Source organism: bacterium SCSIO 12827 (genome assembly GCA_024397995.1).
Taxonomy (GTDB): Bacteria; Pseudomonadota; Alphaproteobacteria; order Rhodospirillales; family Casp-alpha2; genus UBA1479.
In genome coordinates, this window is the sequence record CP073746.1 from 888,328 (window position 1) to 903,036 (window position 14,709).

Consider the following 14,709-nt stretch of genomic DNA (forward strand, 5'->3'; position numbering starts at 1 on the left):
TCCTTGTTCCCCATGGCGGGCAGACGTGAACGCTGCTACGCTTGGTGTCGGCGATATGGTGGCGCGGTCGCTTATTTCTTGCGCCAGGGCTTCGGTTGCCGGAGGGCTGGGCATGCAAAAGTTCCAATGTGATTGCGGCAATCGGCTGTTCTTTGAGAATACGCATTGTCTGGCCTGCGGCTGCGAGGTCGGTTGGTGCCCCAGTTGTGCAACGATGACCACCTTGGTGTTCGCCGAACCGGGCCTGCACTGTGGACGTTGCCACACGGACGTGTGGAAATGCGCCAACCGGGTCGAACATGACGTCTGCAACCGCAGCATTCTGGCACCCGCCGATCCCGGCAGCGCCGGCGCGTTGTTGTGTGATTGCTGCCGTTACAATGACACCATTCCGGACCTGGCGGTCGAGGGAAACCTGGAACGCTGGCGTGCTCTGGAACAGGCCAAACGCCGCCTGATCCACGGGCTGGACAGCCTGGGCCTGCTGCACGGTCCCGGCCTGGGCGACCCCGAAGCGGGACTGTCCTTTGATTTCAAGGGAGACAGCGTTGCGTCCGGGAATTTCTGGCGCAAGGTCGGCAAACAGGAAATGGTCTATACGGGCCATGCGGACGGCAAGATCACGATCAACATCCGCGAGGCCGACACCGTCGAGCGGGAGAAGCTTCGGGTCGATCTGGGCGAGGGGCACCGGACCCTGATCGGCCATTTCCGCCATGAAATCGGCCATTACTATTGGGACAAGCTGGTGCAGCCGGATGGCGGGCGGCTGGCCGCGTTCAAGGCGCTGTTCGGCGACCATGAAAACCCGACCTATCAGGACGCCCTCGATCGGCACTACAGCGACGGCCCCCGGCCCGACTGGCAGTCGGCCTTCGTCAGCGCCTATGCGACCATGCATCCCTGGGAGGACTGGGCGGAAACCTTCGCCTTCTACCTGGATATTGTCGACGTCATGGAAACGGCGGCGGCGTCGAACCTGATCGCGGCGCCGGCCCGTGACGATCTCAAGGCCCTGGTTGAAACCTATGTGCGTCTGGGGCTGTTGATGAACGAATTGAACCGCGCTCTCGGCCTGATCGATTTCCTGCCGGAACTGGTGGTGCCCGCCGTCGTCGAAAAGTTGCAGTTCGTGCACGATGTCGTCGTGGCGGCACGGTCTGGGGGCGCGCCTTCCTGTGCGTCTGCATCAGGTGCTTGAGAGAGGGAACTCTCCCATGCCACGGTCAGGCGTTCTGTTATGATTTCGGCCGGTTCATCGGAGGGCCTGCGGCCATGCGGCGCATAGGGCGTATCGGTTTCGGTTTTCTGTGTTTCGTTTCAATTGTTCCCATGGTCGCCGCGACATCGGCGCGGGCGGAGACCTGCGGCACGGTTGTCGCGGTTGCCGCCCACGACGGGACGCAAACCCGTTACAGCCTGGCAGGACCGTCTTCGGGTGCGCGGGCGGCGCTGGTGCTGCTGGCCGGCGGCGGCGGGTTTCTCAACCTTGATGACGACGGCTGCCCGCGGAAGCTGAAGGGCAATTCCCTGATCCGTTCCCGGCCGCTGTTTCACGACGGCGGGATGGTGACGGCTCTGGTCGATGCCCCGGACGACCATCAGGGAAATGAGGAATTGGGCGGTTTCCGCATCGATCCTGCCCATGCGGGGGACATCGGCCGCGTGATCACCGACCTACGCACAAGGACAGGCCTGCCCGTGTGGATCGTCGGCACCAGCCGGGGCGGCATTTCGGCGGCCAATGCGGCGTCGCGGCTTTCGGGCCCGGAAGCCCCCGACGGCGTGGTCATGACCTCGCCCCTGACCTCGGGCAAGATCGGGGCGGCCAAGCCCTGGGTTGCGGACACGGTGTTTTCCGTGCCGCTGGAGAATATCCGCGTGCCGGTCCTGGTGGTGGTTCATGCCGATGACCAATGCGTCCGCACGCCGCCGGGTTTGGCGTCCGACATCACGGACAAGACCAACGGCAGCCGCGAACAGGTGGTGAGGGTGACCGGCGGGCCTGGATCAGATGGGGGCGATAGCCTCGCGGCCTGCAAGGGCCGCTCGCCCCATGGCTTTCTCGATCAGGAGGCCGAGGTTGCCGCCGGGATCGTGCGGTTCGTCCTGGGCGGCGCCTACTAGTGGCCGGCGGGCCGGGAACGGCCTGCTTCCGCCTGTTTACCGCCGGTATTGACCCACGAGACCCGTGGGGCTATGTATGCGCGCCCTCGCGAGAGGGATATTCGCCGCCGGCACCCCTGGAGGCCGGGGCTTTTCAAACTGATACGGAGTTATGCCATGTCTGGTAACACCACCATGACGGCGGAACCCCGCGATCGGGCAGGCAAGGGGGCAGCCCGCGCAACCCGCCGGTCCGGCCGCGTTCCGGCCGTGATCTACGGGGATCACAAGGATCCGATCCTGGTTTCCGTCGAACCCGTCGAACTTATGCGTCATCTGCATAAGCCCGGCTTCTTTTCCATGCTTATGGACCTCAACGTCGCGGGCGATCACCATCGCGTGCTGCCGCGTGACGTGCAGTTCCACCCCGTGACCGACGCGCCGCTGCATGTCGACTTCATGCGCATCGGCAAGGGTACCCGCATTACCGTCATGATCCCGGTCCAAGTTGAAAACGAGGACAAGTGCAAGGGCATCAAGCGCGGCGGCGTGCTGAACCAGGTGCGTCACGAAGTGGAAGTGCGCTGCGATCCGGAAAACATTCCGGACATGATCACCCTGTCCCTGGAAGGTCTGGACATCGGCGATGCGCTGCGCATCTCGGATGCCGGCCTGCCCGCCGACGTCAAGCCGACCATCACCGACCGTGACTTCGTGCTGGTCACCATCGCCGCGCCGACGGTGGTCAAGGATGAAGCCGCCGAAGCCCAGGCCGAGGCCGAAGCCGAAGCCGAAGAGGGCGAGGAAGGCGAAGACGAGGAGGGCGGCGAGGAGTAATCCTCTCGTCCGGATCGGTTCCGGGGAGGGCGTTCCATGCTGCTTCTGGTGGGGCTCGGCAACCCGGGTCCATCCTACCGCGACAACCGGCACAACGTCGGTTTCATGGCCGTGGATGCAATCCATGGCCGCTGGCGGTTGGGCCCATACCGGTCCAAGTTTCACGGAGACCTTGCCGAAGGCACGATTGCCGACGGCAAGGTCCTCGTCCTCAAGCCGCAGACCTATATGAACGAGTCCGGTCGCGCCGTTCAGGCGGTCATGACCTTCTACAAGCTGAAACCCGCTGACCTGGTCGTGTTCCATGACGAACTCGACCTGGCCGCGGGCAAGCTGAGGGTCAAGACCGGCGGCGGCCATGCCGGACACAACGGCCTGCGCAATATTCAGGCCCATATCGGCCCCGATTTCCGCCGCGTGCGCATCGGCGTGGGCCATCCCGGCGACAAGGACAAGGTCGTCGGCCATGTGCTGAAGGATTTCTCGAAAGAGGATCAGGCCTGGCGGGACACGCTGTTGGACGCCGTCGCCGACAATGCGGACCTGCTGCTCTCCGGCGACGACGCCGGGTTCCAGAACCGGGTGGCGCTGGCCCTCAAACCGCCGCGCCCGAAGGCGCCCCGGCAACAGGACGGCGTCGGCCAAGACAAGGAAAAGAAGGACTAACATGGGCTTCAATTGCGGCATCGTCGGCCTGCCCAACGTCGGCAAGTCGACCCTCTTCAACGCCCTGACGGCGACGGCCAAGGCCGAGGCCGCCAATTTCCCGTTCTGCACCATCGAGCCCAATACGGGCCGTGTCGCCGTGCCCGACCCGCGCCTGGACAAGATCGCCGCCATCGGCAAGTCGGCCCAGATCGTGCCGACGCAACTTGAATTCGTCGACATTGCGGGCTTGGTCCGGGGGGCCTCCAAGGGGGAGGGGCTGGGCAACCAGTTCCTCGCCAACATCCGCGAGGTCGAGGCCATCTGCCATGTCCTGCGCTGTTTCGAGGACGGCAACGTGGTGCATGTGGAATCCACCGTCGATCCCGTGCGCGACGCCGAAACCGTGGAAACGGAACTGATGCTGGCCGATTTGGAAAGCCTGGAAAAGCGGGTCGATCCCCTGACCAAGAAGGCGCGCGGCCAGGACAAGGAAGCGGCCAAGCAGCTTGAGATCGTCAACCGCTGCCTGGACCTGCTGCGCGACGGTCAGCCGGCGCGCAAGGTCCAGTTGAAGGACGGCGAGGGCAAGGCCTTCCGCATGCTGCAGCTGTTGACCGCCAAGCCCGTGCTTTACGTGTGCAACGTCGACGAAGGTTCGGCCGCTACGGGCAATGCGTTGTCGGATCGTGTCGCCGAAATGGCGGCGGCCCAGGGGGCGGGCAGTGTGGTGATCTCTGCCGCGATCGAGGCCGAGGTCGCGATGCTCGATGATCCGGCGGACAAGAAGGAATTCCTGGAAAGCCTGGGTTTGGAGGAAACGGGCTTGGCCCGCGTGATCCGCGCCGGTTACGAGCTTTTGGGTCTTCTCACCTATTTCACCGTCGGCCCGAAAGAGGCCCGCGCCTGGACCATCCACAAGGGCACCAAGGCACCGCAGGCGGCGGCGGTGATCCACAAGGATTTCGAACGCGGCTTCATCGCCGCCGAAACCATCGCCTATGACGACTTTGTCGCGCTGGGTGGGGAACAGGCGGCGAAAGACGCCGGCAAGATGCGCCAGGAAGGCCGTGAATACGTCGTCAAGGACGGCGATATCATGTTGTTCCGATTCAACGTGTAATTGTTGTTGGTGGGTTGCTGCACTATTAAATTGTTGAAAATTTAGCCTCGCCCTTTCATTCTGGTCATATCTTGAGGATATGCCGGAGGAGGAAAGGGCATGGTTCCGGAAGCGCCCTCGAAGTTTTCCAAACGTCGCAGTCTGTTATGGGTGGCGATGCTATTGGGGTTGAGCGTGACGGCTTGTGTGCCGGCCCAAAAGAAGGTCGCTCCCGTCCTGTCCGCGATCGATGTGCCGCAGGGTGTGCAGACAAAGCCGGTCGCGTTCACAAGATTGGTCCTCAAGGTTCCGAGAAATGAAGAAATTGGTCGCGTGGGTGTCGGCATGTTCTGCCTTCCCAGTGCGAAGGTACGTGCGCGGCGGGGTCGATATAGCGTCGATTCAGACATGTTCACGGACGTTTTCCGCGATGAATTAGAAGCGGCGAACTATAAGGTTGTCGGTGATCCGGATGCGTTGTTTGCGGACCCGTCACTCGATCAGGCGGAGTATTTCATTGCGGGTTTGATCACGGAGATTGAGGCCAATGCCTGCTTCCCGCTGGCTGGGTTCGGCGATTATGAAAAAGGGACGGCCAGTTCCTACCTGAAGGTCGAATGGCAGCTTTATGAAACCTTGGGGCGCCGGGTTATCTTCAAGACGGAGACCGAGGGGTCCCATGCCCAGGAAGACAGTATCGATGATGCGATGACTGTCTCTCTGGAGGAGTCGTTTGCCGCCGCCCTGCAAAACCTGCTCGCCAACAAGGAATTCCATGGATTGGTCGCCGGATTGGGGGGCGACAAGGAGCGGGAAGGCGTAACGCGGTTTTCAGAATTGGATATCAAGGCGGTACGCATCGGTGAAGAGAAGGCGTTCGATGCTGTCAACATTCGTCCCGGCGTGGTTACGGTCAGAACGCCGACCGGACATGGCAGCGGCTTTTTCATCAGCTCTGATGGATATCTTCTAACCAATCAACACGTCGTCGGCAGCGCGAAGACTGTTCGTGTGATCTTGCACAGTGGGCGCCATGTCCCGGCGGAGGTTTTGCGGACCGACGCGGGGCGTGACATCGCCCTGCTCAAGGTTGGCGAAAAGGGGTTCAGAAGCCTGTCTCTCAGTTTTGTCGAGCCGCCTGTCGGGACGGACGTCCTGGTTTACGGGACGCCCCTTTCCGAAAACCTCGAGGGAACCTTGACCAAGGGCATCCTGAGTGCCTATCGCCAGAAAGAGGACGGGCGCTTCATCCAGAGCGACGTAACCATCCAGCCGGGGAATTCGGGCGGCCCGATGATGGACGGTAAAGGAAACGTCATCGCCATTACGGTTCAGGCGCGCATTCGCGGCCGTGACGGGCTGCCCACGGGGCATAATTTCTTTATTCCGGTCCGCGAAGCTTTTGAAAAGTTGCGGATCAAGGTGCCGACGCGGCCGAACGCCTAACCCCTGAACGATATCCTCTCTTCCTCCCCGGATTTCCCTACGCTAGGTTACCCGCCAAACCTGCAGACCATTCCCCGGGAGGAACATCATGGGACAAGACATCACGCTGACCGCCGGCGACGGCTTCCAATTGCACGGCTACCGTGCCGATCCGGAAGGCACGCCCCGTGGCGGCATCGTCGTTATCATGGAAATTTTCGGCGTCAACGAGCACATCCGCGACCTGTGCGACCGCTTTGCCGAGGTCGGCTATCTGGCCGTCGCGCCCGCCCTTTATGATCGCTTCGAAAAAGGCTTCGAGGTCGGCTACACGCCGGACGACATCGCAAAGGGCCGGGTCATGAAGGACAACGGCAACGCTAATTTCGACAATGTACTGCTGGACGTGGAAGCCGCCCGGAAAGTGGCGGCCGAGGCCGGCAAGGTCGGCATCACCGGCTATTGCTGGGGCGGCGTCGTCACCTGGGCCGCGGCCTGTCGGCTCGATTTCCAGGCCGCCAGCGCCTATTACGGCGGCGGCATCCTGCCCTATGTGGGCGAGCAGCCCAACGGCCCGACCATCCTGCACTTCGGCAAGCTGGATCAGGGTATTCCGCTGACCGACGTCGACCAGATCGCCAAGGCCCATCCCGAATGCCCGGTCTATCTCTATGATGCCGACCACGGCTTCCATTGCGATATGCGGGGCTCGTTCAATCCCCATGCCGCCCAGGTCGCCAGCATCCGTACCTTCCGGCTGTTCGACGAACACCTGGCGGGGTAGGGGCAGATGACGGCACCCGGCACGCCACCGGTCATCGGGGTCATCGGCGGCAGCGGCATCTACGACATCGACGGGCTGGAGAACACCCGCTGGGAGGCCGTCGCCTCGCCCTTCGGCACGCCGTCGGACGCGCTTCTGTTCGGCGACCTGGCGGGACAGAAAATGGTGTTCCTGCCCCGCCACGGGCGCGGCCACCGCATTCCGCCGTCCGAGGTCAACTACCGCGCCAACATCGACGCCCTGAAACGGGCGGGGGTGACGGAAATTCTCTCCGTCTCCGCCTGCGGCTCATTGAAGGAGCACCTTCCGCCCGGCACCTTCGTGATCGCCGATCAGTTCATCGACCGCACCATCGCGCGGGAAAAATCGTTCTTCGGCACGGGCCTGGTCGCCCATGTGGCCTTGGGCCACCCCGTCTGCGGGCGGTTGGGTGACGCGGTCGAGGCCGCCTGCAAGGAAGTGGGTATCGACGCCGTGCGCGGCGGCACCTACCTGGCGATGGAAGGGCCGCAGTTCTCGACCCTGGCCGAAAGCAACCTCTATCGTAGTTGGGGTTGTGACGTGATCGGAATGACCAACATGCCGGAGGCCAAATTGGCCCGCGAGGCGGAGATTTGTTACGCCACCGTCGCCATGGTCACGGATTTCGACTGCTGGCATCCGGACCACGACCACGTGACGGTCGAGGCCATCATCAAGGTGCTGCTGGAAAACGCGGAAAAGGGCCGCACTCTGGTGAAGCAGGTCGCGCCCAAGCTTTCCGGGCGCACGGAGACCTGTTCCCACGGCTGCCACACGGCCCTGGAGCATGCCCTGATCACCGCCCCCGACGCCCGCGATCCTAAGATGATCGAGAAACTGGCCGCCGTCGCTGGCCGGGTTCTTTAATAATACTGAGGAGGAGACGACCCATGCCCAAGGCCTATTGGATGAGCCTGCGGATTCAGATTCACGACGCCGACAAGATGAAGGCCTATGCGGAAAAGGCCGGGCCGGCCATCGCCGCCGGGGGCGGCAAGTTCCTGGCCCGGGGCGGCAAGGTCAAGTCGCTGGAAGGCTATGACCAGGGCCGGGTGGTCATCATCGAGTTCCCCGATTTCGACACCGCGCTCAAGACCTACCATTCCCCGGCCTATGAAGACGCCCATTCCCACATCCTGAATGGTGCTGTGGAACGCGACACCTTCATCGTCGAAGGCATCGAAGACCCGGCCCCCCGGGGCGAGACCGCCGGGCCCGTGGCCTATTGGATCGGCGCCCATATGACCGTCCATGACGCCGACAAGATGGCCGCCTACGTGGCCAAGGCAACCCCGGCGATCCAGGCGGCGGGCGCGCGCGGCCTGGTGCGCGGCGGCCGGGTCCAGACCATGGAAGGCTTTCCGCAGACCCGCATCGCCCTGATCGAACACCTGAACTGGGACGTTGCCGCCGGTTACTACGATTCGCCGCTTTACGTCGAGGCGCGCAAGGCTCTCGACGGCGGCTGCACCCGTGATATCTGCATCACCGAGGCATTGGCTTAAGGCAGGCGCGGCATGAACGTCGACGGCACCCCCTACCGCACGATCTGGCTCGCCGACGACGGCTGGGCGGTCGAAATCATCGACCAGACCCGCCTGCCGTTCGATTTCATCACGCGGCGGCTGGAAAACGTTTCGGACGCGGCGCAATCCATCGCCGATATGTGGGTGCGGGGGGCCCCCCTGATCGGCGCCACGGCGGCCTACGGCATGGCGCTGGCCATGCATGACGACCCGTCGGATGCGGGCCTCGCCAAAGCCTATGACGATCTTCTGGCGACCCGGCCGACGGCGGTCAACCTGCGCTGGGCCTTGGACGAGATGCAGGCCCTGCTGGCCCCGCTTTCGGCCAATCAGCGGGCGGAAGCGGCCTATAAACGTGCCGCCGACATCGCCGACGAGGACGTCGCCATCTGTTCCGCTATCGGTGACCACGGCAAGCCTTTGATCGAGGAAGCCTGGGCGCGCCACGGCAAGTCCAAACCCGTCAACGTGCTGACCCATTGCAACGCGGGCTGGCTCGCCACCGTCGACTGGGGCACGGCGCTCGCTCCCATCTACAAGGCCCATGACGCGGGCGTGGCGGTTCATGTTTGGGTCGATGAAACCCGGCCCCGCAACCAGGGCGCCAGCCTGACGGCCTGGGAATTGGGCCAGCACGGGGTGCCCCATACGGTGATCGCCGACAACGTGGGCGGCCATTTGATGCAGCACGGCCAGGTCGACCTCTGCATCACCGGCACGGACCGCACCACGGCGTCGGGCGACGTGTGCAACAAGATCGGAACCTACCTGAAGGCGCTGGCGGCCCATGACAACGGCGTGCCGTTCTATGTCGCCTTGCCGGGCCCGACCATCGATTGGACGCTCCATGACGGTGTGAAGGACATTCCCATCGAACAGCGCTCCGCCGACGAGGTTACCCGCATGACCGGGCGCACCGACGGCGGTGAGATCGCGACGGTCACCATCACCCCCGACGGCTCTCCCGCCGCCAATTATGCCTTCGACGTGACGCCCCGGCGCCTCGTCACCGGGCTGATCACCGAACGTGGGGTCGCCCGCGCCACGCCCGAGGGGCTGCGGGGCCTTTATCCGGAAAAGGCTTGATCCGGTGCGGGGTCGGGTCATTGCGGCAGCCCTGGTCATCCTGCCCCTGACGGTTCAGATCGGGTACGCGGACCTTGCCGGCGATGCCTACCGTCTGATGCGCTACTGGTACGGAACGATCTGGTCTCAGGATTTCCAGGAAGGTACCGATATTGCCGCCGATCTCACCTGCGACGGCGTTGCAGACCGGGTGTTCGCCTGGCGCGACGGGGTCAATCCGGAAGGGGAGTATTTTCACGTCGCCCTGGTATCCGGTTCCGGCGGCGGTGCCGGGTGGGAACGTCTGCCCGACGTTGTTTCCGGGCTGCTGCCGCTCCGCCTCGACGTCGGCACGGGCGCCCAGTTCGCTCTTTGCGACAATCGCCGGGAACCCTTCGGCGCCGGTTACAGGGCAACCATGGAACCGGTTCCCGAAGGCGCGCGGACCCGGTTCGCCCTGCTGGCTGCCTGCGCCCGTTGGCTGCGTATCGACGACGGCATGTGCGACGCGCTTTGGGTGGGCTATGATCCGGCCCAACAAAAATTCATTCTCGACCGAAACTGACCATATCAAGGAAACATCATGAAGCTCTATTACCGTCCCGGCGCCTGTTCCATGGCCGTTCATCTCCTGCTTGAGGATCTGGGCGTCGACTACGAAGCCATTGCCGTGTCCGACGAGGTTCTGGCGTCCGAGGAATACAAAAAGACCAACCCGCGCAACCAGGTGCCGTCGCTGGCGACGGAGGATGGCCTGCTGACGGAAAGTGTCGCCATCATGCTGTATTTGTCCGACAAGTTCGGCGGCAATCTGACCCCAGCGCGCGGCACGTGGGAGCACGGCCAGATGATGATGATGCTGATGTTCATGGCGTCGCAGGAACACCCGGCCTTCGCCATCAACATGCGGCCCTTCCGCTGGACCGATGATGAAAGCGCCCATGCCGGCATCAAGGCCAAGGCGGAACAGAACTGGCTGGCCTGCCTGACCCGCACCAACGGCTGGGCCGAAGGCCGCCAATGGCTGGTCGGTGACAAGATGACCCTGGCCGATTGCCTGGCCTGGGTGCACGCCCGCTGGGGCCTGCGCTGCACGCCCAAGACGCCGGACGGCTTTCCGGCCCTCTGGGCGCTGGCCAATCGGGTCGACGCCCTTCCCGCCGCCCAGCGGGTGATGGCGCAGGAAGGCATCAAGCCGCTCGCTTAACGCGGGCCGGCGGGGAGGAGACAGACATGAAAGTCGTCATTACCGGGGGGTGCGGCTTCCTCGGCCAGATGATCGCCAAGGCGGTCCTCAAGCGGGGTGAGATGCGCGGCCCCGACGGCAAACCGGCCGAAGTCGATGAAATCCAGCTGTTCGACCAACTGGCGCCCGTGACGCCCTTTTCCTGGGCGGACAAGCGGGTGACCACGGCTGCCGGCGACATTTCCGACAAGGCCACGGTCTCCGCCCTGGTCGACCGCGACGACGTATCCGTGTTCCATCTTGCCTCCGTCGTCTCGGCGGGCGGCGAGAAGGATTTCGACATGGCCATGCGGGTCAACCTCATGGGCGGGCTGAACATCCTGGACGCCGCGCGGGCGAGAGACAGCGCGCCGCGTTTGGTGTTCTCGTCCTCCCTCGCCGTGTTCGGCGGCCCGGACCTGCCGAAAGAGGTCGACGACTGGACCCGACACACTCCGGAAACCACCTACGGCATGACCAAGGCGTTCGGCGAACTGGCGATCAACGATTATACCCGCAAGGGGTTCATCGACGGGCGGACCGTGCGCCTGCCGACCATCGTCATCCGCCCGGGGGTGCCCAACGCGGCGGCCTCGGGCTGGGCGTCCGGCATCTTCCGCGAACCGCTGCAGGGGAAAGAACACGTCCTGCCCGTGCACGACGGCTTCTATATGATGCTGCTGGGCTATCGCTCGGCGGTCGAGGGCTTCCTTGCGGTGCACGAAGCCGACGGGGCGGCTATCGGCACCGACCGCACCGTCTGCCTGCCCAACAAGGCCTATGCCGTGGCGCAGATGATCGACGCCCTGGAACGCGTGGCGACGGAAGAACGCATCAAGCTCGGCCCCATCACCCGCCAGCGCGATGCGGCGGTCGAGGCCATCTGCGGCTCCTGGCCCTTGAAGATGGACAGCGCCAAGGCCAAGGCCCTGGGCTGCCCCGAGGACGCCGACCTGGACAGCGTGATCCGGGGGTTCATTGAGGATTTCTTAAGCTAAGGAAACCACAGAGACGGTGAGGCGGTGAGAAGGTGTTAGAGAATGGCGCGTCGTGAGCCTGCTCCCGTCCGCAGATTTAAGCATCTCTTTGATTTGGAGCCGGATGAACGCATCATCGGGTACCAATGGGCTTATGTTGGCTCGTACATTCGCGGGGTGTTGAGCGGGTTTCGACGCGGATTTTTGCTTCGTTCTGGGGAGCAACTGAGCCATTGCCCAGATAGGTCCGGCCATATCGTTGTCACATCCAAACACATTGGATTTGTCAGTTCCCGTTTGGTCGGGCGAGGCTTGATATTCTTTCCGATTGAGGCGCTGGAGAAAATTGACCTGGAAGGCGGCTTCTTTTCGTGCAGCATGACGTGCTGGGTTTGGAGTCGTGAAATCGAACGGTGGTGGTATCCGAAAGCCGTATTCCCTCCTCATTCCCAGACATTCAGATTTTTTAGCGGCCGGGCTCGGGACAGAACTATTGCAGAGATTGAGCGGATTTCTGGCAAGCCGTTTTCGATCACCGATCAACGAACATGAGCCCACAGAAATGGTCCTGGAAGTTTCTAAGGCCGCAGTACCGGACTGCGTGGTCGGGCGGTTTTTCAAGCTATGGAAACTATAGAGACGGTGAGGCGGTGAGAAGGGGATAATCCCTTATCCGTCATGGCCGGGCTTGACCCGGCCATCCATGCCTTCCTTGGGCCGTTCGTGGATGCCCGGAACAAGTCCGGGCATGACGATCTCTCTCCACAACCTTCTCTCTGCCTCACCGCCTCAGTGGTTCAAAAGAAAAAGGCCCCGGATTTCTCCGGGGCCTTTTTTTATTCGGTTTAGAGCCGGTCGGGCTTAGTGGACGTCCGACCAGATCTTGCGCTTGAGGGCGAACAGCATGCCCGTGAGCACCAGCAGGAACAGCATCACCTTGATGCCGAGGCGCTTGCGCTCCTCCAGCTCCGGTTCCGCCGCCCAGGCCAGGAACGTGGACACGTCATGAGCTTGCTGGGCCACCGTGGCCTTGGTGCCGTCGGAAAACTCGACGCCGTCCTCGACCAGCGGGTTGGCCATGGCGATCACGCCGCCCGGGAAGTACTTGTTGTAGCTTCCGCCATCCGGCACTTCGACGCCCGCGGGGGCCTCGCCGTAGCCGGTCAGCAGCGCATAGACGTAGTCGGCACCGATGGTGAAGCCATCCGGATGCTTCATGGACACCTTGATGATCGAATCGCCGCCCTGCGCACGGGCCTTGGTGATCAGCGACAGGTCCGGCGGTGCCTTGCCGTTGTTGGCAGCGGCGGCGGCCTTGTCGTTGGCGAACGGCGACGGCAGCGGATCGGACGGTGTGCGCTTGCGGGCGAACATGTCCCCGTCGTCGTTGGGGCCGTCCTGGATCTCATACTCGGCGGCAAGAACCTTGGTCTGCGCTTCCGAGAACCCGATGTCCTGCAGATTGCGGAACTTGATCAGGCTCATGGAATGACAGGCCGAGCAGACTTCCTTGTACACCTTGTAGCCGCGTTGAGCCGACGCCCTGTCGTAGGTTCCGAACAGGCCCTTGAAGGACCAGTCCTGGGCCGCCGGCTTGGCAGCGGCACCGGCCGCCTGGGCCGGAGCGGAGGTCAGGGACAGCGCCGCGACGGCACCGGCGGTGAGAACGGCCGCGAAGGCGGTCTTGATGGTTGGTTTCATCATTTTCCTTACTCCGCAGGCTGCGTGACCGAGGCGGAAATGCTTTCCGGCAGGGCCTTGGGCCGTTCGATGACGCCGAGGATGGGCAGGATCACCAGAAGGTGCGCGAAGTAGTAGATCGTCGAGATCTGACCGAGCAGAACCCAGATGCCTTCCGGCGGATGGGCGCCGACCATGCCGAGCACGACCCAGTCGAGCACGAAGATCCAGAAGAACCACTTGTAGATCGGCCGGAACCGGGCCGAACGCACCTTGGAGGTATCCAGCCAGGGCACCAGCGCCAGCAGGATGATCGAGCCGAACATGGCGATGACGCCCGCCAACTTCGCCGTCATCAGCCAGGAAACCGGCCAATACAGGATGAAGTCGTTGGTGAAGGCGCGAAGGATCGCGTAGGACGGCAGGAAGTACCATTCGGGCACGATGTGCGGCGGGGTCGCCAGCGCGTTGGCCGGGATGTAGTTGTCCGCTTCGCCGAAGTAGTTGGGCGCGAAGAACACGAAGAAGCAGAAGATCAGCAGAAACACGCCCATCCCGAACAGGTCTTTGATGGTGAAGTAGGGATGGAAGGGAATGGTGTCCTGCGGGCCCTTTACGTCAACGCCGGTCGGGTTGTTCGACCCGAAGGTATGCAGCGCCCAGATGTGCACGACCACCAGGCCCAGGATCACGAAGGGCAGCAGGTAGTGCAGCGAGAAGAAGCGGTTCAGCGTCGGGTTATCGACCACGAAGCCGCCCCACAGCAGGGTCACGATGCTGTCGCCGACCACCGGAATGGCCGAGAACAGGTTGGTGATGACCGTGGCCCCCCAATAGGACATCTGGCCCCAGGGCAGAACGTAGCCCATGAACGCCGTCGCCATCATGGCGAGCAGGATCAGCACGCCGATGATCCACAGCAGTTCGCGGGGGTTCTTGTAGGACCCGAAGTAGAGGCCGCGGAAGATGTGGATGTAGACGGCGATGAAGAAGAAGCTGGCGCCGTTCATGTGCAGATAACGGATCAGCCAGCCGCCGTTGACGTCGCGCATGACGCGCTCGACGGAATTGAAGGCCAACGTGGTGTGCGGCGTGTAATGCATGGCCAGCACGATGCCCGACACGATCATGATGATCAGCGCCAGACCGGCCAGGGAGCCGAAGTTCCACCAGTAGCTGAGGTTCTTCGGCGCCGGATAGCCGGAGCCCACGGAATGGTCGATGAAGCTGAAGATCGGCATGCGATGCTCGATCCACTTCACGACGCCGTTCTGCATGAATTTGCTTGTCGATTGTTGTTCGCTCATGACGTCCCC

At 63.1% G+C, this 14,709-nt stretch carries 17 protein-coding genes; 15 read left to right on the top strand and 2 right to left on the bottom strand.

Going from position 1 to position 14,709, the window contains the following annotated elements; all coding sequences use genetic code 11:
* The first annotated feature begins 112 nt into the window (after positions 1–112).
* The 15 genes from KFF05_04190 to KFF05_04260 all read left to right on the top strand — a co-directional run bounded on the left by KFF05_04190 (position 113) and on the right by KFF05_04260 (position 12,562).
* Positions 113–1,201 carry a putative zinc-binding metallopeptidase gene (locus KFF05_04190; GenBank protein UTW52579.1) on the top strand — a complete coding sequence of 363 codons (1,089 nt, stop codon included), beginning with the start codon at positions 113–115 and terminating at the stop codon, positions 1,199–1,201.
* Positions 1,202–1,275: 74 nt separating this feature from the next.
* Complete coding sequence (locus tag KFF05_04195) at positions 1,276–2,127, top strand: hypothetical protein (protein UTW52580.1); 852 nt, start codon at positions 1,276–1,278, stop codon at positions 2,125–2,127.
* A gap of 156 nt (positions 2,128–2,283) precedes the next feature.
* Positions 2,284–2,943, top strand: a complete 660-nt coding sequence (locus KFF05_04200; protein UTW52581.1) for a 50S ribosomal protein L25/general stress protein Ctc — start codon at positions 2,284–2,286, stop codon at positions 2,941–2,943.
* A 36-nt stretch (positions 2,944–2,979) separates the two neighbouring features.
* Complete coding sequence (gene pth / locus KFF05_04205) at positions 2,980–3,609, top strand: aminoacyl-tRNA hydrolase (protein ID UTW52582.1); 630 nt, start codon at positions 2,980–2,982, stop codon at positions 3,607–3,609.
* A gap of 1 nt (position 3,610) precedes the next feature.
* Positions 3,611–4,711, top strand: a complete 1,101-nt coding sequence (gene ychF, locus KFF05_04210; GenBank protein UTW52583.1) for a redox-regulated ATPase YchF — start codon at positions 3,611–3,613, stop codon at positions 4,709–4,711.
* 99 nt (positions 4,712–4,810) lie between these two features.
* Entirely contained in the window at positions 4,811–6,136 is a 1,326-nt protein-coding gene (locus tag KFF05_04215) for a serine protease (GenBank protein UTW52584.1), read from the top strand.
* 88 nt (positions 6,137–6,224) lie between these two features.
* On the top strand, positions 6,225–6,899 hold the full coding sequence (locus KFF05_04220) for a dienelactone hydrolase family protein (GenBank protein ID UTW52585.1): 675 nt from the start codon (positions 6,225–6,227) through the stop codon (positions 6,897–6,899).
* Positions 6,900–6,905: 6 nt separating this feature from the next.
* Positions 6,906–7,787, top strand: coding sequence for an S-methyl-5'-thioadenosine phosphorylase (locus KFF05_04225; GenBank protein ID UTW52586.1), 882 nt, complete (start codon positions 6,906–6,908; stop codon positions 7,785–7,787).
* A 23-nt stretch (positions 7,788–7,810) separates the two neighbouring features.
* On the top strand, positions 7,811–8,425 hold the full coding sequence (locus KFF05_04230; GenBank protein ID UTW52587.1) for a DUF1330 domain-containing protein: 615 nt from the start codon (positions 7,811–7,813) through the stop codon (positions 8,423–8,425).
* A 12-nt stretch (positions 8,426–8,437) separates the two neighbouring features.
* On the top strand, positions 8,438–9,532 hold the full coding sequence (gene mtnA, locus KFF05_04235) for an S-methyl-5-thioribose-1-phosphate isomerase (protein UTW52588.1): 1,095 nt from the start codon (positions 8,438–8,440) through the stop codon (positions 9,530–9,532).
* Positions 9,533–9,536: 4 nt separating this feature from the next.
* Positions 9,537–10,076, top strand: a complete 540-nt coding sequence (locus KFF05_04240) for a hypothetical protein (GenBank protein ID UTW52589.1) — start codon at positions 9,537–9,539, stop codon at positions 10,074–10,076.
* A gap of 18 nt (positions 10,077–10,094) precedes the next feature.
* Positions 10,095–10,718 carry a glutathione S-transferase family protein gene (locus KFF05_04245; protein ID UTW52590.1) on the top strand — a complete coding sequence of 208 codons (624 nt, stop codon included), beginning with the start codon at positions 10,095–10,097 and terminating at the stop codon, positions 10,716–10,718.
* 26 nt (positions 10,719–10,744) lie between these two features.
* Positions 10,745–11,734, top strand: coding sequence for an NAD-dependent epimerase/dehydratase family protein (locus KFF05_04250; protein UTW52591.1), 990 nt, complete (start codon positions 10,745–10,747; stop codon positions 11,732–11,734).
* 42 nt (positions 11,735–11,776) lie between these two features.
* Positions 11,777–12,265 (top strand): hypothetical protein, encoded by a 489-nt coding sequence (locus tag KFF05_04255; protein ID UTW52592.1) that lies wholly within the window; start codon positions 11,777–11,779, stop codon positions 12,263–12,265.
* Positions 12,266–12,391: 126 nt separating this feature from the next.
* Positions 12,392–12,562: a hypothetical protein gene (locus tag KFF05_04260; protein UTW52593.1), complete on the top strand. Its 171-nt coding sequence runs from the start codon at positions 12,392–12,394 to the stop codon at positions 12,560–12,562.
* A 12-nt stretch (positions 12,563–12,574) separates the two neighbouring features.
* Here the strand turns inward: KFF05_04260 and KFF05_04265 are convergent, their stop codons facing one another.
* Complete coding sequence (locus KFF05_04265; GenBank protein UTW53575.1) at positions 12,575–13,414, bottom strand: cytochrome c1; 840 nt, start codon at positions 13,412–13,414, stop codon at positions 12,575–12,577.
* 8 nt (positions 13,415–13,422) lie between these two features.
* Entirely contained in the window at positions 13,423–14,700 is a 1,278-nt protein-coding gene (locus KFF05_04270; protein ID UTW52594.1) for a cytochrome b/b6, read from the bottom strand.
* Positions 14,701–14,709: the final 9 nt, after the last annotated feature.